Origin of the sequence: Phenylobacterium sp. Root700, assembly GCF_001429025.1 — a bacterium.
In the GTDB taxonomy this organism is placed as follows: domain Bacteria; phylum Pseudomonadota; class Alphaproteobacteria; order Caulobacterales; family Caulobacteraceae; genus Phenylobacterium.
Genome location: NZ_LMHT01000014.1, coordinates 119,944 through 144,149, shown reverse-complemented (window position 1 = coordinate 144,149; position 24,206 = coordinate 119,944). Strand labels below are relative to the sequence as shown.

Here is a 24,206-nt window from a genome sequence, read left to right as displayed (position 1 = left end):
GAACATACCGCTTCATCAAAAAGCATCTCACCTTGGGGAAGGCAACGGCCTATGCGCGCTTCTTTGTTTTCGCCCCCTAGGGCGGCCAGCCGCCGAGCAGGACCAGGCCCGCCAGGATGAACACCGCGACGAACAACGTCGTGCCGACCAGCACCAGGATCGGCCGCCAACCGACCTTGGCCAGGTCGCCCAGCGCGGTCTTGGCGCCGAGGGCGGCGATGGCGGTGACCAGGCACCAGCGCGAGGCGTCCTGCAACGGATCGCGGATCCAGGCGCCGATCACCCCGGTGGAGTTGATCGCCACCAGGGCCGCGAAGGCGATCAGGAACACCGGGATCAGCGGAGGCCGCTTGGCGTTGGGCTCGGCCGAGCCCCGATAGATCAGCGAGATGATCACCACCGCCGGCAGCAGCAGCGCCACCCGGAACAGTTTGACGATGGTCGCGGTGTCGCCGGCCTCGGGCGAGACGCTGTAGCCCGCGCCGACCACCTGGGCGACGTCGTGGATGGTGGCGCCGAAGAACATGCCGGACGCGCTGGCGCTGAAATGCAGCATGGCGGCGACCGTCGGATAGACGATCATCGCCACGGTCGAGAGCGTGGTGACGCCGACCACTGTCAGCACGACGTCGCGCTCGTGCGTCTTGCTGCGCGGCAGGACCGAGGCGATCGCCAGGGCGGCCGAGGCGCCGCAGATCGCCACCGCCCCGCCCATCAAGATCCCCAGCGGCCCGCGCAGCTTCATCGACCGCGCCATCAGCCACCCGACCAGGATAGTCAGGACGACCGCGACCGCCGTCAGCGACAGGGCGCCGGCGCCGACCGAACGGACCTGGTCGAAGGTGATGCGCATGCCGAGCAAGGCCACACCGATCCGCAGAATTTGGCGCGCGGCGAAATCGATGCCCGGCCGGCAGCGCGGATCATCGCCGGTGAAGTTCACCGCCATGCCCAGCAGCAGGGCGAACAGCATGACCGGCGCCTTGTAGTGTTCGGACAGCCATTGGGCGGCCAGGGCGACCAGGCCGGCGATGATCACGCCGGGCGCATAACGACGCGCCTTGGCCAGCAGGCTTTCGCGCGGGCCAGGCGCGCCGCCGGTCCGATCGGGCGCGCCCTCCAGCGAATCCAGGGAGCGGAATGCAAGGTCGCCGACATCGTCGCGCATCATGGGCGAGCTCGCTGTTTGAACCGGGTCGCGGCTTGGCCATGAGTCATAGATGGCGCCGGTCGTCAGCGGCAAGCCGCGCGTCCTTCCCTGCGATCAAGACGACAATTGCAAGTCGTTCTCATTCGCGGCTATAGAGCGCCCCACACAACGACACGACGGGGATTTCGATGGCTTTGGGAACTGCGCGCGCGGCGCGCATGCGAGGCGTACGGCTGGTCGCCGGGGCGAGCCTGATCGCGTTGGCCTGTGGCGGCCAAGCCTTCGCCCAGGCCAAGAGCGACCCGACCGACGTGTCGGAGCTGGTCATCACCGCGGCCCGCACCACCCTGCCCGCCAGCGCCCTGCCGATGACGGTCGATATCGTCGACGCCAGCACCCTGTCGCAACAGGTGTCGATCAGCGGCTCGATCGTCGAGGCGATCTCCTCGCTGTCGCCGTCCTTCTCGCCCACCCGCCAGAAACTGTCGGGCAGCGGCGAGACCCTGCGCGGCCGCTCGCCGCTGTTCGCCATCAACGGCATCCCGCAATCGACCCCGATCCGCGACGGGTCGCGCGACGGGTTCACCATCGACGCCTTCTTCATCGACCATGTCGAGCTGATCTACGGATCTAACGCCTTGCAGGGCATCGGCGCCACCGGCGGCGTGGTCAACCAGGTGACGGTCGGCCCGCCCAAGACGGACGGCGTCTCCGGCCGCGTCCTGGCCCAGGTTGGTAGCGACAGCCGCTTCCACGGCGACGGGCTCGGCTGGAAGACCGCGGGCCTGGTCGGCTATCGGTCCGGCGCCTTCGACGCCACGCTCGGCCTCGCCTATGAGGCGCGCGGCGCCTTCTATGACGGCCTGGGCCGGCGGATCGGCGTCGACAACACCCAGGGCGAAATCCAGAACTCCAAAAGCACCTCGGTGTTCGGCCGGTTCGGCTGGCAGATCGACGAGAGCCTGCGCGTCGACGTGGTCGCCAACCGTTTCGAACTGAAGGGCGACGGCGACTATGTGATTATCGCCGGCGACCGCACCCAGAACCGCCCGGCCAGCAGCATGCGCGGAACCGTCGACGGACAGCCCGCCGCCAACCGGGTGGAGACCGTGTCGCTCTCGGTGACCGACGACGACCTGCTGGGCGGCGACCTGACCGCCCAGGTCTTCTACAACCGCTCACGCGACACCTTCGGCGGAGACCGCAGCGTCACCTTCCAGGATGTTCGCCTGGCGCCCGCCGGCACGCTGTTCGACCAGTCCTCGAACCGATCCAAGAAGCTGGGCGCCCGGCTCGGCTATGAGCGCGAAATCCCGTTCGTGCCCGGCCTGACCTCGACCTTCGGCCTGGACGCCATGAAGGACCGCACCGAGCAGTCGCTGATCCAGACCAAGCGCGTCTGGGTGCCGCCGACGGAGTTCCGTAGCATCGCGCCGTTCGCGCAGGCCAATCTGGCGCTGCTGGACGACAGGGTGCACCTGGCCGGCGGCGTCCGCTACGAGTCGGTGACCCTCAAGGTCGGCGACTACACCACCCTGGCCTCCTACGGATCGCGAGCGGTCGGCGGCGGCGAGCCGTCCTTCGGGGCCACCCTGCTGAACGGCGGGATCGTCGTGAAGCCGATGGACGCCCTGCGCCTCTACGCCAGCTACGCCGAGGGCTACACGGTGCCCGACGTCGGCCGCATCCTGCGCGGGGTGAACCGCAACGGCGTCGACGTCGACAACTTCCTCGACATCAACCCGGTGGTTTCCGACAACCAGGAAATCGGGGCCGAATGGAAGCACGGCCCCATCGAGGCGACCGCGGCCTATTTCTGGTCGACCTCCAAGCTCGGCCAGCTGCTGGTCCTGAACCCGGCCACCGCCGTCTATGACGTGCAGCGCCAGCGGGTCGAGATCGAGGGCCTGGAACTGAACGTCACCGCCCAGACCCCGGTCCCCGGCGTGAAGCTCTCCGCCGGCTACGCCAAGCTCAAGGGCCGCGCCGACAGCAACGCCGACGGCTCGGTGGACATCGACCTGGACGGCGCCAACATCTCGCCCGACCGGGTCAATGTCGCCCTGACCTATCAGAGCGGACCGCTGGCCGCCCGGCTGCAGAGCCAGACCTATCTGGAGCGCGACTTCGACGGCGCCGATCCGCGCAACAGCTTTGGCGGCTACACCTTGGTGGACGTCTCAGTGCGCTATTCCGCCCCGGTGGCCGACGTCTTCTTCAGCATCCAGAACCTGTTCGACGAGCAGTACCTGAGCTACAGCTCCGACACCGCCAACCCGACCGACAACCTGCGCTATTTCGCCGGTCGCGGCCGCAGCTTCACCCTCGGTGTGGAACGCAAGTTCTGATGTCGATCCTGCGCCTCGCGCACCGCTGGGCTGGTGGGCTCATCGGGCTGTTCCTGGCCATCCTGGGCCTCAGCGGCGCCATGCTCGTGCACAAGGACGACTGGCTGCGGGCGACCATGCCCCACGCCGCCGACCAACAGGTGCAGGACACCGCCGCCGTCGCCGCAGCCGTCACGAAGATCTTCGCTGATCCCGACCGGCCGCGCTCCATCGTGCTGGCCAGCGAGCGCCTGGGCTTGCACCGGCTGTCCTATACGGACAAGGAACGCGGCGCCTATGCCGACCAGACCGGCGAGATCGTCGCCCGCTGGGCCTCGAAATGGGAGCGGCCGGAGGTCTGGCTGTTCGACCTGCACCACTATCTGCTGATCGGCGACACCGGGAAGTTCGTGGCCGGAACGCTGGGGCTGTTTGGCCTGGCGTTCGTGATCACCGGCGTGATCCTCTGGTGGCCGACGCGGCGGCTGTTCACCTTCAGCCTCTGGCCCGCGAAGATGTCGCGCACGGCCGTGGTCCGCCAGCATCGCGACCTCGGGATGCTGGTCTCTCCGCTGTTATTCGTATCGTTGCTGACAGGCGTGGCCATGACCTTGCCCAAGGTCGAGGAAGTCCTGCTCTCGGTCTTCTCCAAGCCCGCCGAAATGGACGCCGCGCAGGCGCCTCCAAAGGTCAAGGGCCGCGCCCTGGCCCCGGCCACCGATTGGCGCGCCCTGCTGGATGAGGCCCGCGCCAAGTATCCAGACGCCGAGATCCGCAGCCTCGGCCTGCCCGCCAAGCCCGGCGCGCTGATCTCGGTGCGGCTGCGCCAACAGGCCGAATGGCTGCCCAACGGCCGCACCATGTTCTGGTTCGATCCGGCGACCGGCCGACAAGTCGCCAACCGCGACGCCCAGACCCTGCCGATGGGCGTGCGCGTCGCCAATCTGGAATATCCGGTGCACGCCGCCAAGGTCGGCGGCCTGCCCTACCGGCTGGTGATGACGCTGTCGGGCCTCACCCTGGCCATGCTGGGAACGTTGGCCGTCTACACCTTCTGGGCCAACCCGAAGTTCCAGAAGCGCAAGCGCCGGGCCCGAGAACCCCAGACGGCCTGAGCCTCACCGGGCGCGCCCATTAAGTTTACCCGGCCACCTTGCAACCCAAGGGGGATTTGCGTCAGATGTAACGACGTTCTGGGGGGCGAACTGATGATCCAATCCAAAATCCGGCGGACCGCCGTGGCGGCGCTCTGCGCCGGCGCCTTGGTCGGCGCGCCGAGCCTGGCGGTCGCCCAGGCGTTCGTGCCGTCTGAACCAGCCTACCTTACGGCGCAGGCCAGCGCCGGCATGCTGTACGTGCGGGTGGTCATCACCCCGGAGTTCGACGCTGCAGGCGTCAAGGCGCTCCAGGCCAAGAAGGGCGGCAAGTTCGCCCACCTCGCGTGGAAGCAGGCCCGCGGCGTCGCCGTCACGCCCAAGCTGAGCATCCGCAGCGCCACGACGACAACCGAAATTCCCGCCGTCGCCGTCCTGAGCGTCGGGGTGAACAGCCAGGGCGAAGGCAAGGCGCTGGCGTCCCAGCAAAGGGCGACCCCGCTGATCACACCGTGGGTGCGCCTGGACCAGGGGATGATGATCGATGTCGACCTGACGGTTCAGGGCTTCGATTCAACCCAATGGGCGGCGTTCTCGACCCTGCTGCCAAGCGCATTGAGCGCCTATTCGGCGTTTGGCGGACAGTGGCCAAAGCAGATCAGCGACGGCGATATCCAATCGGCCGGCGGGGCCGTCGACAACCTGGTCAACCTCGTTAGGGACCCCAGCCGAAACCTTCCCAGGGCCGAGGCCAAGACCCTCATTCTCGACCCGCTGGGCACGAGAAGCGCCGGCTATGCGATCCTGGTGAAGAACCCTGCGGACCTGACGGGCCCGACCATTGGAACCGTAAAGGTCGCGCTCGAATTCCAGCGGTCCTTCGCCGCGCCGTTGGTCGTCGCGCAGAATATTCCGCCGGTGGTTGGCCCGATCGGCGAGGGCGTGTTGCTCAGCAACCAGATGTTCAAGCCGGCCGGCGGGGCGCCGGCGACCGTCCAAAGCCAGGCCTTCTACACCGCCCTGGCTCACGCCGTCGGCGACCCGAAGACCCGGGCCGCGGCGTTCGAAACCAAGTGCCTGGAATTCCGCACCGGCGCACGGGCGATGGCGATGTCGGACTTCGACGTCAATCTGAGCCTCTTCGAAGCGCTCAATGCGGCGGACTGGACCAAGCGTCCTGACCTGGTGTCGAGCCGGTGCTTCTCAGCCTTCGACAGGCAGGAGCTCCTGCAGGCCGGACGCCGCGTTGCGGTCGTGGCCTGGCCGCCGCCGCCCGGCGAGACGCTGCAGATGTCGAACAGCCAGATGCAGGCCATCGCCAAGTACCTCGGCGGCGCGGAGCCGGCCGACACCGCCCTGCTGGCCGCCACCGCCCGCCTGACGGATCAGGTCTATCTGGATGTTCCAGACTTCTTCGGCCCGGCCCGGAGCAAGGATCGGCAATCGCCTGGAGACGTGCTGGAGGAGTGGCGGCCCTCGGGCGTCGTGGCGTCCTGCTGCAGCCGCCCCGCCACCGACCGCGTGACCGATCCGGCCCAGTCCGCGCCGTCGTCGGCCGGCCGGGAGCACACGCTGCTGCTGGCGCCCGACCCCGCCTATCCGCGCCCGGCCTACGCCTTCGCGGTGGCCGAATACTGGACCACGGCCTTCTCGGACAACCGCGCCGGCCGCATCCTCGTGCGCCCGGCGACCGAGGCCGAGGCGGCCCAAGCGAAGAAGGACGTCTGCGCCAAGCCGAGCGCCCCGGCGTTCCTCGGATGCACGGTCGTCACCGCGACTGTGGACCCTCCGAAGGCCGCGGCGCAGTAGCTAGGTCCGCGCCCTAGACGTCGACCTCGGCGTCCAGGGCGTTTTCCTGGATGAATTCGCGGCGCGGTTCGACCAGATCGCCCATCAGGCGGGTGAACATGTCGTCGGCGTCGTCGGCGTGGTTGACCTTCACCTGCAGCAGGGTGCGGGCGTCGGCGTCCAGGGTGGTTTCCCAGAGCTGGTCGGGGTTCATCTCGCCCAGACCCTTGTAGCGCTGGACCGACAGGCCCCGGCGGCCGGCTTCCATCACCGCGTTGAACAGGTCCAGCGGACCGCGAACCGTGGAGGTCTTGTCCTTGCGGGTATAGGTGGCGACGCCCTCGAAGGTCTCGACCATGGCGCTCGCGCGTTCCGACAGACGGCGCGCGTCGGCGGCGCCGAGCAGCATCTCGTCCAGCACGACCCGTTCGGACACCCCGCGCTTGATGCGCGAGAAGACATAACCGCCGGTGACGGCCTTTTCGCCGCTCCAGGGGCCGTCGCCTTCCTCGGCGTAGAGGTCCAGGCGCTTGGCGGCCTTGGCCAGGTCCCCGCCGCTTTCCGACAGCAGGCCGGCGATGGCGGCCTGTTCGATGGCGAAGGCCGGCGCGCGCGACGACAGCCGCTCGACATTGGCCTTGGCGCCCCGGGCGCCCTGCACCAGCGCCAGCAGGTCGGCGCCGACCAGCCGTTCGCCCGAGGAGAGGTCCAGGGTCGCGCCCTCGACACCCTCGTCGATCAGGTAGTTCTCGAGCTCGGAATCGTCCTTCAGATACCGCGACTGCCGGCTCTTGGTCGCCTTATAGAGCGGCGGCTGGGCGATATAGAGATAGCCGCGCTCGATCACCTCCGGCATCTGCCGGTAGAAGAAGGTCAGCAACAGGGTGCGGATGTGGGCGCCGTCGACGTCGGCGTCGGTCATGATGACGATCTTGTGGTAGCGCAGCTTCTCGATGTTGAAGTCGTCGCGGCCGATGCCGGCGCCCAGCGCCGTGATCAGGGTCCCGATCTGGTCGGACGACAGCATCTTGTCGAAGCGCGCCCGCTCGACGTTCAGGATCTTGCCGCGCAGCGGCAGGATGGCCTGGTTCTCACGGTTACGGGCTTGCTTGGCCGAGCCGCCGGCGGAGTCGCCCTCGACCAGGAAGACTTCGGACTTGGCCGGGTCCTTCTCCGAGCAGTCGGCGAGCTTGCCGGGCAGCGAGGTGATGTCGAGCGCCGACTTGCGGCGGGTCAGTTCGCGGGCCTTGCGCGCCGCTTCACGGGCGGCGGCGGCCTCGGCGATCTTCTGGACGATCATCTTGGCTTCGTTGGGGTGTTCCTCGAACCAGGTCGAGATCCCTTCCGAAACCAGGTTTTCCACCGCCGGGCGCACTTCGGACGACACCAGCTTGTCCTTGGTCTGGGACGAGAACTTGGGGTCGGGAACCTTGACCGACAGCACGCAGGTCAGGCCTTCGCGGGCGTCCTCGCCCGACAGCGAAACCTTCTCGCGCTTGGTCGCGCCGGAGCTTTCGGCATAGCCGGTGATGATGCGGGTCAGAGCCGAGCGGAACGCGGCCAGGTGGGTGCCGCCGTCCTTCTGCGGGATGTTGTTCGTGAAGCAGAGGACGTTCTCGTGATAGCCGTCGTTCCACCAGAGCGACAGGTCCAGCTCGACATTGTCCTTCTTGCCGCGGACCACGATCGGGGTCTTCAGCAGCGGGGTCTTGGCCTTGTCGAGGTGGCGCACGAAGGCCTCGATGCCGCCCTCGTAGTGCAGCAGCTCGACGAAGGGCTCGGCCTCACGGTTGTCCTTCAGCCAGATGGTCACGCCGGAGTTCAGGAACGCCAGCTCGCGCAGGCGGTGCTCCAGGGTCTTCCGATCATAATCGATGAAGGCGAAGGTCTCGGTCGAGGCCATGAACGTGACCTCGGTGCCCGACAGGAACTCGCCGTTCTCGCGCAGCGGCGCGTCGCCGGTGACCACCAGGGGCGAGACCGCGTCGCCGCGGCGGAACTCCATCTCGTAGGACTTGCCGCCGCGATAGATCTTCAGGCGCAGCCAGTCCGACAGCGCGTTGACCACCGAGACGCCGACCCCGTGCAGACCGCCGGAGACCTTGTAGGAGTTCTGGTCGAACTTACCGCCGGCGTGCAGCTGGGTCATGATGACCTCGGCCGCCGAGACGCCTTCGCCCTCGTGGATGTCGGTGGGGATGCCGCGGCCGTCGTCGGTGACCGTCACCGAGCCGTCGGCGTTCAGGATCACCTCAACGCGCGTCGCCCAGCCGGCCAGGGTCTCGTCGATGGCGTTGTCGACCACCTCGTAGACCATGTGGTGCAGGCCAGAGCCGTCGTCGGTGTCGCCGATGTACATGCCCGGGCGTTTACGCACCGCGTCCAGGCCCTTCAGGACCTTGATGGACTCAGCGCCGTATTCGGCCTGTCCATTGTTCTCGGGCGTGTTGTCGGGAATCTGAGTCTCGTCGGTCATTCGGTATCCAGAATCGCCAGGCTTGAGCCGTCCACATGGACGCCCTGGGCCCGGCCCTTCAAATCCTCGAAGAGATGCTCGTCCGTGCCGGTCAGGAACGCCTGCAGCTTGAGCGCCTCGATTTCGTCGAACAGCGCGGCCCGCCTACGGCGGTCCAGATGCGCAGCGACCTCGTCTAGCAACAATATAGGGTTTGGAGCCGATTCTGCACGCGAAAGACGCGCCGCCTGGCCCAAAACCAGGTTCAAAATCAGGGCTTTCTGCTCTCCCGTCGAGCATTCGGCCGCCGGTCTGTCCTTTTCAGCGTGGATCACCGCCAAATCGCCCCGGTGAGGACCTGTCAAGGCCCGTCCAGCCGAGGCGTCGCGCTCTCGCGCGCCGGCCAGTGCGCGGATCAGACGCGCCTCGATTTCGGCCAGGTCGACGCCCTCTCCGGCCATCCGCTCCCAGTCGCCGGTCAGGCTGAGCCGCGCCTGCGGAAACGGCCGGTCGCCACGGCTGTCGATCTCGGTCTGCAGCGCGCTCAAGGTCCGGGCCCGCGCATCGGCCATCAGGGCCCCGGCCTCGGCCATACGGGCCTCGAGCGCGGTCAGCCAGTCCGCGTCGGCCGGGCCGTCGGCCAGCAGCCGCATGCGCTCGCGCTGCGACTTCTCATAGGCCGAGGCGTGGGCCGCGTGGCTGGGTTCAGCGGCGAACACCAGCCGGTCGAAGAACCGCCGGCGATCCCCCGCGCCCTCCAGGAACAACCGGTCCTGGGCCGGCGTCAGCCAGACCTGGCGCTGGTGGTCGGCCAGGCGTCCCGGCGGCACGGACTCGCCCTCCAGCCGTACGGTGCGCCGCGCCGCGCCGGCGCTTTCGATGCCGGTGCCGATCCGGGTCGGCTCGCCGTCCGCTTCGATCACCGCGGCGACCGCCCAGGCGCGCCCCTGGCTCTCGCCCGGCATCCGCCGGCCAAGCTCGGCCCCGACCGCGCCCCGCAGGCCGCGCCCCGGCGTGAACAGGCTGACCGCCTCCAGCAGGTTGGTCTTCCCCGCCCCGTTCGGCCCGACCAGAAACACCGGCCGCCCGTCGAGGGGCAGCTCGGCCCGCTGGTAAGAGCGGAAATCCGTCAGGGTCAGATGGGTGAAAGCCGTCACGCGCCGGTCATAGCGGGTTTCGCCGCGCCGTCCCAACGCCTCGACACGTCAAGCGCGCTGGCGCATCCGCACGGCGGCCATCTCGAACAGCTCGCGATATTCAGGCATCGCCAAGGCGGGAAGCACGGCGGCTTCGGCGGGCGTGAACCAGGCCATATCGACATGCTCATCGCCCAGCATGGCCGGCTCGCCGCCCGCCCAGCCGGTGACGACATAGACGTGATAGCGGGCCTCGCCGTGGCGCGCCTTGTCGGGCTCATCGACCACAGCGAGCTTGAAGAACTCGACCGGCGTCACGCCCACCTCTTCGACAAGCTCGCGCGCCAGGGCCTGCTCGATGGTCTCGCCGGCCTCGACATAGCCGCCGAGGATGTCCCAGCAGTTCGGATAGGTGCGCTTGTCCGCGCTTCGCAGACCCAGCAGCAACTTGCCGTCGCGCCAGAGGATGACGCAGGCGAAGTCGCCGTGGCGCAGCACCCTTAGACCCGCAGCGGCATCAGCACGTATTGGACGTCGGAGTCGGTGGGGTCGAGGACCAGGGCCGGGTCGTTGGGGCCGCCGAAGCGGAACTCGGCCTGCTCGCCGCCGATCTGGTCGGTGACGTCCAGCAGGTAGCGGGCGTTGAACGACAGTTCGAAGGCTTCGCCGTCGTACTCGACCTCGACCTCTTCGACCGCCTGGCCAGCTTCCATGTTGCGCACCGTCAGGATCACGCGGCCCGGCTCGATGGCCATGCGCACCGAGCGGCTCTTCTCGGCCGAGATGGTGGCGACGCGGTCCACCGCCTTGGCGAACAGCTTGTTGTCGACCATCATCACCCGGTCGTTGCCCTTGGGGATGACGCGGCTGTAGTCGGGGAAGTTGCCGTCGATGACTTTGGAGGTCAGGGCCGCGCCGCCGAAATCGAGCCGCAGCTTCTGCGGGCTGACCTGCAGGTCCACCGACTCGCCGGCGTCATCCAGCAGGCGGCGGATCTCGCCGATGGTCTTGCGCGGCACGATCACGCCAGGGGTTCCGGCCGAACCTTCCGGCGCGGCCATCTCGGCCAGGGCCAGCCGGTGGCCGTCGGTGGCCACGGCGCGCAGCTTCTGGACGCCGCCCTCGACCACCGCGTGGATGTAGAGGCCGTTCAGATAATAGCGGGTCTCTTCGGTCGAGATCGCGAACCGGGTCTTGTCGATCAGGCGGATCAGGTCGCCGACATCGACGGCGATCGGCGCCGACAGCCCGTCGGACGACATCACCGGGAAGTCGCCGGCCGGCAACACCGGCAGGTTGAACCGCGAACGGCCCGCGGCCACGGTCAGGCGCGGATCCTCGCCGGTGAAGCTGAGCGAGACGTCAGCGCCTTCCGGCAACTTGCGCACGATCTCGTACAAGGTGTGGGCCGGGGCGGTGATCTGACCGGGCTGATCAACCTGGGCCAAGGCCTCGTCGATGATCTCCATGTCGAGATCGGTGGCCGAGAAGGTTAGCCGGTCACGTTCCGCCGACAGCAGCACATTGGACAGGATCGGGATTGTGTTGCGGCGTTCGACGGCGCTTTGCACATGCCCCAGCGCCTTCATCAGCGCCGCCCGTTCGATCGTAAGCTTCATGGTCTGGTCCGAATCTCCACGCGCCGGCGCCTCGATACGCCGTCGCCCCCAACGCTGGAGGGACTTGGGACATTAGCCAAAATCCCGGCACAGGAAAGGGGCTGTTGCGATCTGATGGGGATGATTAAGCCGAAGCCGCCGTTGCGATGTCGAACCGCACCGCCGAACGGCCGAAGTCGACCGCCACCGTGGTGAACTGCGTCAGCAGATCGATGCCGAGCATGATGGTCGGCGTATCGTGCAAATCCCACAGCTTGAAGATCGGCATATCGCTGAAAACCACAGGCACATTGCCCAGGGTCAGGCCGCCCAGCCGCATGAACGGCAGGTAGAGCTGTTCTCCGGTGAAGGACTCGCCGGCGATGGAAATCAGCCCGACCTTGCTGACCCGCTGGCGCGCGGTCGGGTCGATCCGCTCGATCAGCGTCCGCAACGCCCCGTTGCCGAGCGAGAACTGCGAGCCGGTGTCGATCATGGCGCTGATCTTGCGGCCGCTGATATCGGCGTCGACGATTGTGAGCTGGCCCGATTTGCGGCGGGCGGGCACCACCACACTGCCCTTTGTCGTACCCTCCGCACGCGATTTTGTGATCTCGAGCGTATTGCCGGCGAACCCGAACACCAGGCGCTGGCCCTTCAGCCAGTCGATCCCCAGCACGCCGTCGATATCAAAGGCGCCCATTGGCAGCACTGGCGCCTCGACCCGCCGCCGAACCCGCGTGCCCAGCTCCAACCGGTCAATCAGCACGCTGGGCCGGGCGCGGCGACCGACGATGGTGTTGACCTGCAGCTCCCGCCCGGCGGGCAGCTGCTGGGACTGGGCCAGGCGCTGGGAGACGCAGGAGACGTTGGCGCCGGTGTCGACCATGAAGCGGAACGGCCCCTGGCCGTTGATCATCACCGGGGCGGTGACCTGATCGAAAAGCTCGCGGGTGATCTTGATCTGGGTCGGGGCTTCGTCGGCGTCGGGCTCGACCACCGGCGCGGCCGGCGCAGGGGCGGCCTGATCCTGGGCGAAGGCGATCACGGGAGCCGCCAGCAGAACCCCGCCCGCGGCGGCGAACTGCCCAAGTGCATGTCGGCGAGTCGGTGACCCGGCCAGCACGATTTTTCATCCCTTATGACCTAAGGCCAAGCCTACGCCCGGCGAGGAATTCGGTCAATTTTTCTGGGAGGTTAGCGAGCCGGCCGCCAGGTCCTAGTCCGGCGGAGAAGACCCCTCTTCGGTCGCCATCAGGGTCTCGGCGATGGCGCCCATCAGCAGCCGTTGATTGCCCTCCGGCAGGGCGTCGACATAGTCCATCAGCCGGCCGGCCAGCTCCTCCAACCGGACGTCGGCCTCCCGGGTGTCCTGGGAGACCGATCCGACCAGTTCGATGGCGACCAGCGCGACGACGTCGGCGACCTCGCGGAGCGTGACCTGGGTCGTCTCGAGGTCCGCCATGCCGCTAGGCGCGGGTGTCGACGGACCCGCCGGCGTCTTCGCCGTCGTGGGCCGCATAGGGATTGGCGGCGGCGGGGCTCTCGCCGCCCACGACCTCGCCGGTCGAGCCCTTGGCCGCGACCACCACCATGGCCGGACGAATCAGGCGGCCCAGCAGCTCATAGCCCGGCTGCAGCACCTGGATGACGCCGCCAGCGCCGACCTCGGTGGAGGGCTGCTCCATCACCGCCTGGTGCTGGTGCGGGTCGAACTTCTCGCCCTTGGGCGGATCGATCTGCTTCAGGCCGTTGTTTTCGAAGGCGGTCTGCAGCGCCTTCTCGGTCATCTCCATGCCGACCACGAAGTTCTTCAGCACCGGATCGGCGCTCTCGTGCGGGCTGGCCAGGGCGCGGGCCAGAGTGTCGGCGACGGTCAGCAGGTCGCGGCCAAATTTCTGGATGGCGTAGGCGCGGGCGTCATTGGCCTCGCGCTCGGTACGTCGCTTGGTGTTCTCCGCATCGGCGGCGACCCGCAGGATCTGGTCCTTCAGGGCCTGATTTTCGGCGCGCAGGGCCAGCAGTTCATCGGCTGCGGCGTCCGCGACTTCGTTGAACTCTTCGGCCGGCGTTTGATCGTCGGACATCTTCTAATCCTCTACGTGTTCGTCACCTGGGACAGGACGCGGGCGGTATAGTCCACCAGCGGGATGACCCGGGCATAGTTTAGGCGGGCCGGACCGATCACGCCGATCGCGCCCAGCACCTTCTGTCGGCCCGTCATATAGGGCGCGGCGATGACGGCGGAACCCGAAAGGGAAAAGAGTCGCGTTTCGGCGCCGATAAAGATCCGCACGCCCTGAGCCTCGCGGACGTCGTCCAACAAACCGATAAGCTGTTCTTTTTGTTCAAGATCGTCGAACAGCATGCGGACGCGCTCCAGGTCGTCCAGGGTTTCGCGGTCATGCAGCAGGTTGGCCCGGCCCCGGACGATCAGGGCGCGATCGGAGCCCTCTCCCCCGCCCCAGGCGGCCATGCCGTCCTCGACCAGCCGGGCGGCGGCCTCGTTCAGGTGGCGGCGGGCGGCGTCCAGTTCGGTGCGGATCTCGGCCCCGGCCTCGCCCAGCGTGCGGCCGCGCAGCCGGGCGTTCATGAAGTTCGACGCCTCCTGCAGCGATGACGGCGTCACCCCGGCCGCCAGCTTCATCAGCCGGTTTTCGACCACGCCGTCCTCGAAGACCATCACCGCCAAGGCCTGCTCGGCCGACAGCGAGACGAACTCCACATGCTTGACCCCGGCGTCGCGCACCGGGCTGACCACGACGCCCGCGCCGCCGGCCAGGCCCGAGAGGATCGCGGTCGCCTCGTTCAGGGCTTCTTCGAAGTTGCGGCCCTTGGCCGAGAGCCGCGTCTCGATGGCGCGGCGGTCGTCTTCGGACACATCGCCGACCTCCAGCAGGCCGTCGACGAACAGCCGCAGGCCGGCATGGGTCGGGATCCGTCCGGCGCTGACATGCGGCGCGCCCAGCAGGCCCAGCTGGGTCAGGTCCTGCATGGTGTTGCGGATCGAGGCCGAGGACAGGTGGACGCCGCCCTTGGACAGGGTGCGCGAACCGACCGGCTCGCCGGTCTCCAGATAGCCTTCCACGACGCGGCGGAAGATCTCGCGGGCGCGTTCGTCCAGCTCGGCCAACGAGGGGCCTGAGAAAAGCAGCGGGCTGGTCACGACGGGGGACGGCGCTCGGTCAGAGCCATGGACTGAACCTCTTTGATCTAGGATAAGCCCGCCGGCGCAAGACGCCAGACCCATACGCCAAGGTTTCCCATGCGCCCCTCAGAACGTACCCCCGACCAGCTCCGCCTCGTGACCCTCGAAACCGGCGTCAACCGCTATGCGGAAGGCTCCTGCCTGGCGACGTTCGGTCACACCAAGGTGCTGATCACCGCCAGCGTCGAGGACCGGGTGCCCGGCTTCATGCGCGGCCGCGGCCAGGGCTGGGTGACGGCGGAATACGGCATGCTGCCGCGCGCGACCCACACGCGCGGCCGTCGCGAAGCCTCGGAAGGCAAGCAATCGGGCCGCACCCAGGAAATCCAGCGGCTGATCGGCCGCTCGCTGCGCGCCGTGGTCGATCCGGCGGCGCTAGGCGAACGCCAGATCTCGCTCGACTGCGACGTGATCCAGGCTGACGGCGGCACCCGCACGGCGGCGATCACCGGCGCCTGGGTCGCCCTGCGGATGGCCACCAAGTACCTGATGGAAGAAGGCCTGATCACCACCGACCCGATCCTCGACCAGGTCGCGGCGATCTCCTGCGGCATCTTCAAGAACGTGCCGGTGCTGGACCTGGAATATGAAGAGGATTCCAACGCCGAGGCCGACGCCAACTTCGTGCTGACCGGCAAGGGCTCGATCGTCGAGGTCCAGGCCACCGGCGAAAAGCGCGGCTTCAGCCAGGAAGAGTTCGACGGCCTGTTCTCGCTGGCCCGCAAGGGCATCGGCGAACTGTGCGCGCTGCAGCGCCAGGCGGTCGGCGGCTAAGCCAGCCCCCAGAATCAGAAACGCCGCTCCGGGGAGGACGGAGCGGCGTTTCGATCATCGACAGGCGCGCCCGGCGCTCATGTCGCCGAGTGTGCTCTTAGAAGCCGTTCAGCAGATAGCGGAACGACGAAGCCGGCATGCGGGCCAGTTCGCGAGCGAAGGGACCCATCAGGCGGTCGATGAAGCTTTCAATGGCTTGGGCCATGTCCATCTCCTTTGTTGTGCGTTGCAGCAATTGTTGCATCGCATATAGGAGGGTGACGCTGGGTTATCAACAGTTACACCGTCATTTTTGACGGGTGCGCTGCAATTTTTCGGCGAGTATCGCTGCGCTGCGGCATAATAGCCACGCTTGGGGGGCTCGCTAGATGCTCCCCCGCTGGGGGAGCTCCCGGCCCTTTGGCCGGGTGAGGGGGAGCAGGACTCCTTCGGCAAGCCCCCTCTGTCGCGCTGCGCGCGCCACCTTCCCCAGCGGGGGAGGATCTAGGACCGCTAGTCCAGGTCCTCGTCCATCGGGCCGTCGTCGGGGCCGGGCTCGTAGATGACCAGGTCGCCCGGCTGGCAGTCCAGTTCTCGGCAGAGGGCCGCCAGGGTCGAGAACCGCACGGCGCGGGCCTTGCCGGTCTTGAGGATCGAGAGGTTGGCGATGGTGACGCCGACCCGGTCGGCCAGTTCGGTCAGCGACATGCGTCGGTCGAGCAGCACGCGGTCGAGATTTACGCGGATCGGCATGTCAGATCGTCAACTCTGCTTCGCGGCGAAGGCGCGCGCCTTCGCGGAACACTTCGGCCAGCACGAACACCACCAGCACCGAAAACCACGCGGTCGGGCTGAACTCGGGCCGCTGGATGTTGGCGCCGGGCAGCGCCCACATTCCCAGGCCGTAGATCACGTAGCGCCCGACCTCCAGGCCAGCCAGCACCAGGCCGATCACTCGCAGGCGGCGCACGTTCTCCGGATGGAAGGGATCGCCCGCCGTCAAGGTCGAGAAGATCCGGCGCAGGCGTTCGACGATCACCAGCACGCCGGTCAGATAGAGGCCGGCCGCCGCCAGGCCGCCGAGCAGCACCGGGCCACGCGCGCCGATCTCGGCCTCGCCGGCGCGGATCGAGAAGTTCTCGAGCAGCTCGGGATTGAAGCTGAACAGCAGCGCGGCCAGCATCATCAGGGCCACGGCGCCCAGGCCGATCCAGAGTGCGACGAACACCACGTCGAGAATGATCTTCAGGAAGCTCGACACCGAGCCCGGCCCCAAGGCGCGCATCGCGGCCCTCCGTCCAAGAAACATCGGAGAGATTAGGCGATCATGCCGCCGGTCACCAAGGCCGCGACCGGCAGGGCGGCCATCAGGACCACGGCCACCATCAGGGTGCGTTCGAGAAAGCTCATTGCGGGGCTGAACATGGAAGGTCTCCGTATCGTTTGTTGCGCTGCGGCGACGCCATGTCGCCCGTGTTGATATTCGATACGGCCGCATTGCTTTTCGATCAAACTAATTATCGAAAAACGATATTAAACTTTTGCAATGCAACAGAGCGGCGGGCGGCATATGGTCCGCCGCCCCCGCATTTCAGAAGGTTTTCCCATGGCTCTGAAGCTCGAACCCGGCGCGAAGCTGGTGGTCGCCACCCACAATCCGGGCAAGGCCCGCGAACTGGCCGCGATCCTCGACAACCGGTTCGAACTGGTGACGGCCGGCAGCCTGGGCCTTGGGGAACCCGAGGAGACCGAGGCGACCTTCACCGGCAACGCCCTGCTCAAGGCCCGCGCCGCCGCCGAGGCGTCCGGCCTGATCGCGCTGGCCGACGATTCGGGGCTGTCGGTCACCGCGCTGGGCGGCCAACCGGGCATCTATTCGGCCCGTTGGGGCGGGCCGGAGAAGGACTTCGGCGGGGCCATGAAGAAGGTCGAGGCGCGGCTGGAGGAAGCCGGCGCCGACGACTTCTCGGCCTGGTTCACCTGCGCCCTGGCGGTGGCCTGGCCGGGCGGCCCGGCGGTGGTGGTCGAGGGCCGGGTCGATGGGACCCTGGTCTTCCCCGGTCGCGGCGACCGTGGCCACGGCTATGACCCGATCTTCCAGGCGATCGGCGCCGACATCACCTTCGGCGAGATGGACCCTGACGCGAAGGACGCCATCAGCCACCGGGCCATGGCCTTCGCCAAGCTCAAGGCCGCCCTGCTGTGAACGAGGTCGCGCAGATCGTGCCGCCGCTCGGGCTCTACATCCACTGGCCCTACTGCGCGAAGATCTGCCCCTATTGCGACTTCAACGTCTTCCGCGACCGCGGCCGCCAGGACGAACAAGCCGCGCTGTTTCACGCCATCGCCGATGATCTGCGCGCCCAGCGCGAGCTGACCGGCGAGCGGCGGCTGGTCTCGATCTTCCTGGGCGGCGGCACGCCCTCGCTGATGGACCCGGCCTGGGCCGCCGACCTGATCGCCCTGGCCCGCTCGCTTTGGTCGCCGGACGAGCCCGTCGAGGTGACGCTGGAGGCCAACCCCACCGACGCCGAGGCGGGTCGCTTCACGGCCTTCGCGCAGGCCGGGGTCGACCGCTTGTCGCTGGGGCTGCAGGCGCTGGACGACGCCTCGCTGACCCTGCTGGGCCGCAACCATGACGCCGCCTCGGCCCGCCGCGCCGCGACCCTGGCGGCCAAGACCTTTCCGCGCCTGTCGCTGGACCTGATCTACGCCCGCCCCAACCAGACGCCGCAGGCCTGGCGCGAGGAGCTGAGCGAGGCGATCGAACTCGGGGCCGAGCACCTGTCGCCCTACCAGCTGACCATCGAGGCCGGCACCGCCTTCGACCGCGCGGTGCGGCGCGGCCAGTTGGTCCCGCCCGGCGAGGACCTGGCCGCCGAGCTGTTCGAGACCACCCAGTCGGTGTTGGAGGGCGCGGGCTTCACCGCCTACGAGGTCTCCAACCATGCACGCGGGCAAGCCGCCCGCTCGCGCCACAACCTCGTCTATTGGACCGGGATCGACTATGTCGGCGCCGGCCCCGGCGCCCACGGGCGGCTGACCCGGCACGGCGTGCGCATCGCCACCCACGCCCACGCCAAGCCCGCCGACTACATCGCCGCCGTGCGCGAGACCGGAACGGGCTTCGCCACCCAGGAACGCCTCACCCCCATCGAGGTCGCCGAGGAACGCCTGCTGGCCGGCCTGCGGATCGAACAGGGCGTCGCCTTCGAAGACGTCGCGGCGATCGGGCTTTCGCCGGTCCACCCACAGGTCGGCGCCCTGATCGCCGCCGGGCTGCTGGCCCCCGATCCAGAGCGCCTGCGCGCCACCCCCGCCGGCCGCTTGATCCTGGACCATGTAACGTCCAGGCTTGCGACCTGAGCGATAACCGGCGAAGCCTCCCACATGTCGCGTCACCCGCCCCCGCCCGCCCTGTCCGAGAACCCCCTGGATCCGGGGCTCTACATCGTGGCGACTCCGATCGGGAACCTGCGCGACATCACCCTGCGGGCGCTGGACGTGCTGTCGGCCGCCGACCTGGTGCTGGCCGAGGACACCCGCGTCGCGGCCAAGCTGCTGACCGCCTACGGCCTGTCGAAGAAGCTGGAACGCTACGACGAGCACACCTCCGAGCGCGGCGGGCTGAAGGCCCTGGCGGTGCTGGCCGAGGGCGGGCGCGTGGCGCTGGTCTCCGACGCCGGCACGCCGCTGGTCTCCGACCCCGGCTTCCGGCTGGTGCGCGAGGCGGTGGCGCAGGGTTCGGCCGTCTATCCGATCCCCGGCGCCTCGGCCCTGCTGGCCGGCCTGTCGGTCGCCGGCCTGCCCACCGACCGCTTCATGTTCGCCGGCTTCGCCCCGCCCAAGAGCGCCGCGCGCCGCACCTTCTTCGAGGAACTGGCCGGGATCCGCACCACCCTGGTGTTCTTCGAGAGCGGCCCGCGCCTGGCCTCCAGCCTGGCCGACATGGCCGCCGTGTTCGGCCCGCGTGAGGCCGCCGTCGCCCGCGAGATGACCAAGCTCTACGAGACGGTGATCCGCGGAACCCTGCCTGAGCTCGCCGCCGATCCGCGCTGCGACACGCCCAAGGGCGAGATCGTCATCCTGGTCGGTCCCGGCCGCGAGGAAGCCGCCACCGCCGCCGACGCCGACACGGCGCTCGCCGACGCCCTGACACGCCTGCGCCCGGCCGAGGCCGCCTCCGAAGTGGCCAAGGCCCTGGGCCTGCCGCGCCGCGACCTCTACCGCCGGGCCATGGAGCTAAAGCAGGAGCGCGAGGCTTGACCTCCGTCCGCCAGGCCAGAGGCGCCGCCGCCCGGCTGGCCGTGGTGGAGGTGAAACAGCGCCAAACCCTGGAGGCCGCGCTCGAAACCGTGACCCAGATGCAACGCGAGCGCCTGCGCCGCGCCGGTCAGGCCATCGCATCGCGCCGGCCCAGCTTGCAAAACCTCGCGGTTCGCCTCGATCTGATCGCGCTGGCGCCTGGACGGCTGCCGGTCCACAGCCCCGACGCCTGGAAGGGCGCTTGAAGCATCCGATGACCCCCGAGGACGCCGAAGGAATATTGCGCGAGGCCGGCCAGGCGCAGGACGGCGAGTTTCCCTTGCTGGAAGCCGCCATCGCCTGCGCCATGCATGACGATCCGGCGCGCGACCCGCAGACCGCGCGCGACCTGGCCCGCACCGGCGTGGAGCGCCTGACCCACCGGCTGCGCACCGAGAGCCCGGAGGAGGCGCTGGCCGAGGCCATGGCCGGCGATCTGGGCCTGACCGGCGACCTCTTCACCTACGACGATCCCGACAACGCCTGCGTGGTGGCCGTCGCCGAGCGACGCAAGGGCCTGCCGGTGGCGCTGGGCGTGTTCTACCTGCACGTGGCGCGCCGCTGCGGCCTGGTGGTCCAGGGCGTCGATTTCCCCGGCCACTTCCTGCTGCGCATCGAGACCGCCGAGGGGCCGCTGGCCATCGACCCCTTCAGCGAGGGTCGCGTGGTGCTGCCCTCCGAACTGACCCGGCGCGCCCTGCACGCCGGCCTGACGCCCAATGTCGCCGACCGCCTGGACCACCTGATGGCGCCGGCCCCCGACCGCGCGGTGCTGATCCGTCTGCAAAACAACGTCTACGCCCGCGCCAGCGCGGCGGGCGACTATGGCCGCGCCGAACGCGCCGCCCTGCGCCGCGCCCTGCTCGACCCCGCCGACCATCGCCCCTGGCTGGACGTCGCCGCCGCCCGCGAGGGCCAAGGCGCCTTGGCCGGCGCGCTGCAGGCCTTGACCCACGCCAGCACGCTGGACGGCGGCGCGGCGCTGGCGGCCCGCGCCCAGCGCGAACGGGTCCGCCTGCGGCTGAACTGACAGCGCCTCCAGGCCTTCTGGCTGGCGCTTTGAGCGCCGCCGAACTATCTCAGACGCCTTGGCCGTGGCGCCTTGGCCGTAAGGAGCTCTCCCCATGCCGTTGAAGGTCGCCGTCCAGATGGACCCCCTCGAGGCCGTCAACATCGAGGGCGATACGACCTTCCTGATGTTGCTCAACGCGCAGGAGCGGGGCCACGACCTGTTCGTCTACACCCCCGACCGCCTGGCGATGGAGGATGGCGCCGTCACCGCGCGGGGCCGCAGCGTCACCGTCCAGGCGGTCAACGGCGCTCACGCCAGCTTCGGCCCCTGGGAGGTTCGCGACCTGGCCGAGTTCGACGTCATCCTGCTGCGCCAGGACCCGCCGTTCGACATGACCTACATCACCTCGACCCACTTCCTGGACAAGGTGCATCCCAAGACCCTGGTGGTGAACAATCCGACCGAGGTGCGCAACGCGCCCGAGAAGCTGTTCGTCACCGACTTCCCCGGCGTGCAGCCGCCGACCCTGATCACCGCCGACATCGAGGCGATCTACGACTTCCGCGCCCGCCATGGCGACATCGTGCTGAAGCCGCTCTACGGCCTGGGCGGATCGGGCGTGGCCCGGCTGCTGGCCGACGACCCCAACCTCGACGCCATGCTCGACCTGCACCGCGCCATCAGCCGCGAGCCGGTGATCGCCCAGAAATTCCTGCCGGCGGTCTCCAAGGGCGACAAGCGCATCCTGCTGGTCGACGGCGAGGCGGTCGGCGGCATCAACCGCGTGCCCAAGAAAGGCCAGATCCGTTCGAACCTGGCGGTCGGCGGCACCGCCGAGGCGGTCGAACTGTCGGCCCGCGATCTGGAGCTCTGCGCGATCATCGGTCCGGAGCTGAAGCGGCGCGGCCTGATGTTCGTCGGCATCGACGTGATCGGCGACTACATGACCGAGATCAACGTCACCTCGCCGACCGGCGCCCAGGCGCTCAAGCGGTTCAGCGGAATCGATGCGACAGCGATCATGTGGGACCGTATTGAACAGATCCGTGCAACGGCTTAGTTTGTAACGCAAAGAGACACGCATAAGTCGCGGAATCGTCTCAACTTCTCCAAAAGTTCTATTTTTGTTCTTGATCTGCCCCGCACGCCGTGCTGGGGTTGTGGATAAGTTGAGCCATTTCTGGGGGTTGGCAGGGCGTCCCGAGTCGTCACGGTAGCGTTTCAGGGCGTCGAGGCCCGACGTGTCGACGTCGAGGTTCAGCTCACCGGCGGCGAGATGAAGTTCATGCTGGTCGGCCTGGGCGACAAGGCCGTCGCCGAGAGCCGCGAGCGGGTCCGGGCGGCCTTCGCGGGCCTGGGCCTGGCCATGCCGTCCAAACGGATCATCGCCAACCTGGCCGCGCCGTCGCTGATCGCCGTGGTCAACCACTTCCGCGGAACCCAGATCCTGTCGCCGCCCAAGCCTGGGCCGATGATGGTTCCCGACCTGCGCGACGTGAAGGGCCAGGAGAACGCCAAGCGGGCGCTGGAGATCGCCGCGGCCGGCGGTCACAATCTGCTGTTCAGCGGGCCGCCCGGCTCGGGCAAGTCGATGATGGCCGCCCGCCTGCCGGGCCTGCTGCCGCCGCTGTCCCCGGCCGAGCTGCTGGAGACCTCGATGGTCCATTCGGTGGCCGGGCTGATCGCCAGGGGCGCCCTGACCCGCACCCGTCCATTCCGTACCCCCCACCATTCGGCCAGCATGGCGGCGCTGACCGGCGGCGGGCTGAAGGTGAAGCCGGGCGAGGTGTCGCTGGCCCACAACGGCGTGCTGTTCCTCGACGAACTGCCGGAGTTCTCCAGCCAGGCGCTGGACTCGCTGCGCCAGCCGCTGGAGACCGGCGAGGTGGTGGTGGCCCGCGCCAACGCCCATGTGCGCTATCCGGCCCGCTTCCAGCTTGTCGCCGCCCAGAACCCCTGCAAGTGCGGCATGGGCGGGGCCGGACGCGGGGCCTGCGGCCGGGCGCCGCGCTGCCAGACCGATTATCAGATGAAGGTCTCCGGTCCGTTCATGGACCGCATCGACCTGCAGATCGACGTGCCGCCGGTGAGCGCCGCGGACCTGGCCCTGCCCGCCCCGGCCGAGGGCACGGAGCAGGCCGCCGCCCGCCAGCTGCAGGCCGACCGCGCCGGGGATGACGGCGCGAGGCTGAACGCCCAGGCGCAGGGCGACTTCCTGGAAAAGATCGCCGACCTCGATCCCGCCGGCCGCGCCCTGCTGGCCAAGGCCGCCGAGGCCGGCGGCCTGACCGCCCGCGGCTGGACCCGCGCCCTTGGCCTGGCCCGCACCATCGCCGATCTGGAAGGCGCCGGCCCGGTGCGCCGCATCCACGTGGCCGAGGCGCTGATCTACCGGCGAATGGGCCAACCGGCGCCGGCCCTGGTCTGAAGCACGACGACGGACGCTACCAGGCCTGAACCTGCGCGTGGCCCGGCGCCGCCTCGCGCCGCCAGTAGGTGTAGGCGCCGACCGCCAGCGTGATCAGCACCAGATAGCTCCAGAGGATCAGCGCGGTCAGATAGGCCCAGGCCCGCACCCCGCCGTCGGCGAGGATGGCCCCGTGGGTCACCACCGCCAGCAGCTGGAACGCCGCCGCCGGCAGGATCCACAGGCGGCTGCCGCGGATCACGAACCAGAGCAGCACCAGCAGGAAGGCGACATCGACCGCGAACATGCCCCACTGGGGATCGACCCAGTTGCTGCGGTTCTGGACCACAATGGTGGCGATCCAGGCGACGATGTTGGCGATGGCCACGACACGTTCGGTCCGCCCGCCGCGCCAGAGGGCGAAGGCGGAGACCGCGAACATTGCGATGGCCCAGACACGTTCCGGGGTCGAGCTGAACATGACGACGGGACCCTCAGCCTCCTGAGGGTCCCGATACTGCGGTTAATCCCGCAGGATGCAACTTTTACTGGAAGACGATCAGCTGGCCACGGCGCGCAGCGGGCGGGTGGCTTCCATGGCGAAGTTCGGCGGCTTCTGCACGCCGCCGTACATCACGGCGCCCAGACCGATCTGGGTCTTGGCCACGTCCAGTTCCTTGTGCGTCTCGCAGATGGCGCGGCGGGCCTGGGCCAGCAGCGTAAGGGCCTCGCTGGCCCGTTCCACGGCGTCCTGGCCGATCAGGGCCGAGAGGCCGGCGTCGGCGCGCAGGCCAGGCATGACGCCGGCCAGACCGGCGGTCTTGGCCAGGGCGATATCAATGGCGGCCTCGGCTTCGAACAGGCTAGCGGCGACCTGATCGGCGATCATACGGCGTTGCTTAAGCATGAGGGATCTCCTGGCGCACGGGGCAGCCGGCGCCTTCTGACGATGTGAAGGGTAGGAAATCAGGGC

23 protein-coding genes and 1 pseudogene are annotated in these 24,206 nt (G+C 68.6%); 11 read left to right on the top strand and 13 right to left on the bottom strand.

Annotated features, from left to right (window positions below; genetic code table 11):
- Positions 1-76 precede the first annotated feature (76 nt).
- Positions 77-1,171, bottom strand: coding sequence for a YeiH family protein (locus ASE02_RS09525; RefSeq protein WP_200957652.1), 1,095 nt, complete (start codon positions 1,169-1,171; stop codon positions 77-79).
- A gap of 167 nt (positions 1,172-1,338) precedes the next feature.
- Between ASE02_RS09525 and ASE02_RS09520 the strand changes: the two genes are divergently transcribed.
- The 3 genes from ASE02_RS09520 (at position 1,339) to ASE02_RS09510 (ending at position 6,380) form a co-directional block, all read left to right on the top strand.
- Entirely contained in the window at positions 1,339-3,498 is a 2,160-nt protein-coding gene (locus ASE02_RS09520; protein ID WP_056733511.1) for a TonB-dependent receptor, read from the top strand.
- Positions 3,498-4,592 carry a PepSY domain-containing protein gene (locus ASE02_RS09515; protein ID WP_082601976.1) on the top strand — a complete coding sequence of 365 codons (1,095 nt, stop codon included), beginning with the start codon at positions 3,498-3,500 and terminating at the stop codon, positions 4,590-4,592. Before ASE02_RS09520 ends, ASE02_RS09515 begins: the two co-directional genes overlap by 1 nt.
- 93 nt (positions 4,593-4,685) lie before the next feature.
- The gene (locus ASE02_RS09510) at positions 4,686-6,380 is read left to right on the top strand and encodes a hypothetical protein (protein ID WP_056733509.1); all 1,695 of its coding nucleotides are present in this window, start codon (positions 4,686-4,688) and stop codon (positions 6,378-6,380) included.
- A gap of 13 nt (positions 6,381-6,393) precedes the next feature.
- Here the strand turns inward: ASE02_RS09510 and gyrB are convergent, their stop codons facing one another.
- From gyrB to hrcA, 8 genes are all read right to left on the bottom strand, one after another.
- Positions 6,394-8,835 carry a DNA topoisomerase (ATP-hydrolyzing) subunit B gene (gene gyrB, locus ASE02_RS09505; protein WP_056733507.1) on the bottom strand — a complete coding sequence of 814 codons (2,442 nt, stop codon included), beginning with the start codon at positions 8,833-8,835 and terminating at the stop codon, positions 6,394-6,396.
- Positions 8,832-9,971, bottom strand: coding sequence for a DNA replication/repair protein RecF (recF, locus tag ASE02_RS09500; protein ID WP_056733553.1), 1,140 nt, complete (start codon positions 9,969-9,971; stop codon positions 8,832-8,834). The genes gyrB and recF overlap by 4 nt, the downstream gene beginning before the upstream one ends.
- 48 nt (positions 9,972-10,019) lie before the next feature.
- Positions 10,020-10,448, bottom strand: coding sequence for an NUDIX hydrolase (locus ASE02_RS09495; protein WP_056733505.1), 429 nt, complete (start codon positions 10,446-10,448; stop codon positions 10,020-10,022).
- A gap of 2 nt (positions 10,449-10,450) precedes the next feature.
- Positions 10,451-11,569 carry a DNA polymerase III subunit beta gene (dnaN, locus tag ASE02_RS09490; protein WP_056733503.1) on the bottom strand — a complete coding sequence of 373 codons (1,119 nt, stop codon included), beginning with the start codon at positions 11,567-11,569 and terminating at the stop codon, positions 10,451-10,453.
- 124 nt (positions 11,570-11,693) lie between these two features.
- The gene (locus ASE02_RS09485; RefSeq protein WP_056733501.1) at positions 11,694-12,596 is read right to left on the bottom strand and encodes a retroviral-like aspartic protease family protein; all 903 of its coding nucleotides are present in this window, start codon (positions 12,594-12,596) and stop codon (positions 11,694-11,696) included.
- Positions 12,597-12,767: 171 nt separating this feature from the next.
- Complete coding sequence (locus ASE02_RS09480; RefSeq protein WP_056733499.1) at positions 12,768-13,013, bottom strand: hypothetical protein; 246 nt, start codon at positions 13,011-13,013, stop codon at positions 12,768-12,770.
- 4 nt (positions 13,014-13,017) lie between these two features.
- Positions 13,018-13,635 carry a nucleotide exchange factor GrpE gene (gene grpE / locus ASE02_RS09475; RefSeq protein WP_056733497.1) on the bottom strand — a complete coding sequence of 206 codons (618 nt, stop codon included), beginning with the start codon at positions 13,633-13,635 and terminating at the stop codon, positions 13,018-13,020.
- An 11-nt stretch (positions 13,636-13,646) separates the two neighbouring features.
- A complete protein-coding gene (gene hrcA / locus ASE02_RS09470; RefSeq protein WP_056733495.1) occupies positions 13,647-14,714 on the bottom strand; it encodes a heat-inducible transcriptional repressor HrcA in 1,068 nt (355 codons plus the stop codon).
- Between the two features lie 99 nt (positions 14,715-14,813).
- On the opposite strand from hrcA, the gene rph reads away from it, so the two are divergent.
- Complete coding sequence (gene rph / locus ASE02_RS09465) at positions 14,814-15,530, top strand: ribonuclease PH (RefSeq protein WP_056733493.1); 717 nt, start codon at positions 14,814-14,816, stop codon at positions 15,528-15,530.
- A gap of 492 nt (positions 15,531-16,022) precedes the next feature.
- Here the strand turns inward: rph and ASE02_RS09460 are convergent, their stop codons facing one another.
- Both ASE02_RS09460 and ASE02_RS09455 read right to left on the bottom strand, forming a co-directional pair.
- The gene (locus ASE02_RS09460; protein ID WP_056733491.1) at positions 16,023-16,262 is read right to left on the bottom strand and encodes a helix-turn-helix transcriptional regulator; all 240 of its coding nucleotides are present in this window, start codon (positions 16,260-16,262) and stop codon (positions 16,023-16,025) included.
- Between the two features lies 1 nt (position 16,263).
- Positions 16,264-16,794, bottom strand: coding sequence for a DUF2975 domain-containing protein (locus ASE02_RS09455; protein ID WP_056733489.1), 531 nt, complete (start codon positions 16,792-16,794; stop codon positions 16,264-16,266).
- A 321-nt stretch (positions 16,795-17,115) separates the two neighbouring features.
- On the opposite strand from ASE02_RS09455, the gene rdgB reads away from it, so the two are divergent.
- The 7 genes and pseudogenes from rdgB (at position 17,116) to ASE02_RS09420 (ending at position 23,254) form a co-directional block, all read left to right on the top strand.
- Positions 17,116-17,715, top strand: coding sequence for an RdgB/HAM1 family non-canonical purine NTP pyrophosphatase (gene rdgB / locus ASE02_RS09450; RefSeq protein WP_056733487.1), 600 nt, complete (start codon positions 17,116-17,118; stop codon positions 17,713-17,715).
- Complete coding sequence (gene hemW, locus ASE02_RS09445) at positions 17,712-18,875, top strand: radical SAM family heme chaperone HemW (protein ID WP_156405995.1); 1,164 nt, start codon at positions 17,712-17,714, stop codon at positions 18,873-18,875. Before rdgB ends, hemW begins: the two co-directional genes overlap by 4 nt.
- A 24-nt stretch (positions 18,876-18,899) precedes the next feature.
- Positions 18,900-19,775, top strand: coding sequence for a 16S rRNA (cytidine(1402)-2'-O)-methyltransferase (gene rsmI, locus ASE02_RS09440; protein ID WP_056733485.1), 876 nt, complete (start codon positions 18,900-18,902; stop codon positions 19,773-19,775).
- Positions 19,776-19,810: 35 nt separating this feature from the next.
- Positions 19,811-20,020: pseudogene (locus ASE02_RS09435) on the top strand (YraN family protein); the annotation flags it as partial.
- Between the two features lie 8 nt (positions 20,021-20,028).
- Positions 20,029-20,844 (top strand): SirB1 family protein, encoded by an 816-nt coding sequence (locus tag ASE02_RS09430; RefSeq protein ID WP_056733483.1) that lies wholly within the window; start codon positions 20,029-20,031, stop codon positions 20,842-20,844.
- Positions 20,845-20,938: 94 nt separating this feature from the next.
- A complete protein-coding gene (gshB, locus tag ASE02_RS09425) occupies positions 20,939-21,886 on the top strand; it encodes a glutathione synthase (RefSeq protein WP_056733479.1) in 948 nt (315 codons plus the stop codon).
- Positions 21,887-22,006: 120 nt separating this feature from the next.
- A complete protein-coding gene (locus tag ASE02_RS09420; protein ID WP_056733478.1) occupies positions 22,007-23,254 on the top strand; it encodes a YifB family Mg chelatase-like AAA ATPase in 1,248 nt (415 codons plus the stop codon).
- 16 nt (positions 23,255-23,270) lie between these two features.
- Here the strand turns inward: ASE02_RS09420 and ASE02_RS09415 are convergent, their stop codons facing one another.
- Both ASE02_RS09415 and ASE02_RS09410 read right to left on the bottom strand, forming a co-directional pair.
- Positions 23,271-23,714, bottom strand: a complete 444-nt coding sequence (locus ASE02_RS09415; RefSeq protein WP_056733476.1) for a hypothetical protein — start codon at positions 23,712-23,714, stop codon at positions 23,271-23,273.
- Between the two features lie 78 nt (positions 23,715-23,792).
- On the bottom strand, positions 23,793-24,140 hold the full coding sequence (locus tag ASE02_RS09410) for a hypothetical protein (RefSeq protein WP_056733474.1): 348 nt from the start codon (positions 24,138-24,140) through the stop codon (positions 23,793-23,795).
- Positions 24,141-24,206: the final 66 nt, after the last annotated feature.

What these genes read in the sequence shown, in the direction of transcription:
- ASE02_RS09480 (WP_056733499.1), bottom strand. Translation starts at nt 13,013, where the DNA reads ATGGCGGACCTCGAGACGACCCAGGTCACGCTCCGCGAGGTCGCCGAC.
- gyrB (WP_056733507.1), bottom strand. Translation starts at nt 8,835, where the DNA reads ATGACCGACGAGACTCAGATTCCCGACAACACGCCCGAGAACAATGGA.
- ASE02_RS09510 (WP_056733509.1), top strand. Translation starts at nt 4,686, where the DNA reads ATGATCCAATCCAAAATCCGGCGGACCGCCGTGGCGGCGCTCTGCGCC.
- ASE02_RS09455 (WP_056733489.1), bottom strand. Translation starts at nt 16,794, where the DNA reads ATGCGCGCCTTGGGGCCGGGCTCGGTGTCGAGCTTCCTGAAGATCATT.
- ASE02_RS09460 (WP_056733491.1), bottom strand. Translation starts at nt 16,262, where the DNA reads ATGCCGATCCGCGTAAATCTCGACCGCGTGCTGCTCGACCGACGCATG.
- rsmI (WP_056733485.1), top strand. Translation starts at nt 18,900, where the DNA reads ATGTCGCGTCACCCGCCCCCGCCCGCCCTGTCCGAGAACCCCCTGGAT.
- rph (WP_056733493.1), top strand. Translation starts at nt 14,814, where the DNA reads ATGCGCCCCTCAGAACGTACCCCCGACCAGCTCCGCCTCGTGACCCTC.
- ASE02_RS09410 (WP_056733474.1), bottom strand. Translation starts at nt 24,140, where the DNA reads ATGCTTAAGCAACGCCGTATGATCGCCGATCAGGTCGCCGCTAGCCTG.
- ASE02_RS09415 (WP_056733476.1), bottom strand. Translation starts at nt 23,714, where the DNA reads ATGTTCAGCTCGACCCCGGAACGTGTCTGGGCCATCGCAATGTTCGCG.
- ASE02_RS09430 (WP_056733483.1), top strand. Translation starts at nt 20,029, where the DNA reads ATGACCCCCGAGGACGCCGAAGGAATATTGCGCGAGGCCGGCCAGGCG.
- ASE02_RS09520 (WP_056733511.1), top strand. Translation starts at nt 1,339, where the DNA reads ATGGCTTTGGGAACTGCGCGCGCGGCGCGCATGCGAGGCGTACGGCTG.
- dnaN (WP_056733503.1), bottom strand. Translation starts at nt 11,569, where the DNA reads ATGAAGCTTACGATCGAACGGGCGGCGCTGATGAAGGCGCTGGGGCAT.
- grpE (WP_056733497.1), bottom strand. Translation starts at nt 13,635, where the DNA reads ATGTCCGACGATCAAACGCCGGCCGAAGAGTTCAACGAAGTCGCGGAC.
- rdgB (WP_056733487.1), top strand. Translation starts at nt 17,116, where the DNA reads ATGGCTCTGAAGCTCGAACCCGGCGCGAAGCTGGTGGTCGCCACCCAC.
- ASE02_RS09525 (WP_200957652.1), bottom strand. Translation starts at nt 1,171, where the DNA reads ATGATGCGCGACGATGTCGGCGACCTTGCATTCCGCTCCCTGGATTCG.
- gshB (WP_056733479.1), top strand. Translation starts at nt 20,939, where the DNA reads ATGCCGTTGAAGGTCGCCGTCCAGATGGACCCCCTCGAGGCCGTCAAC.
- ASE02_RS09515 (WP_082601976.1), top strand. Translation starts at nt 3,498, where the DNA reads ATGTCGATCCTGCGCCTCGCGCACCGCTGGGCTGGTGGGCTCATCGGG.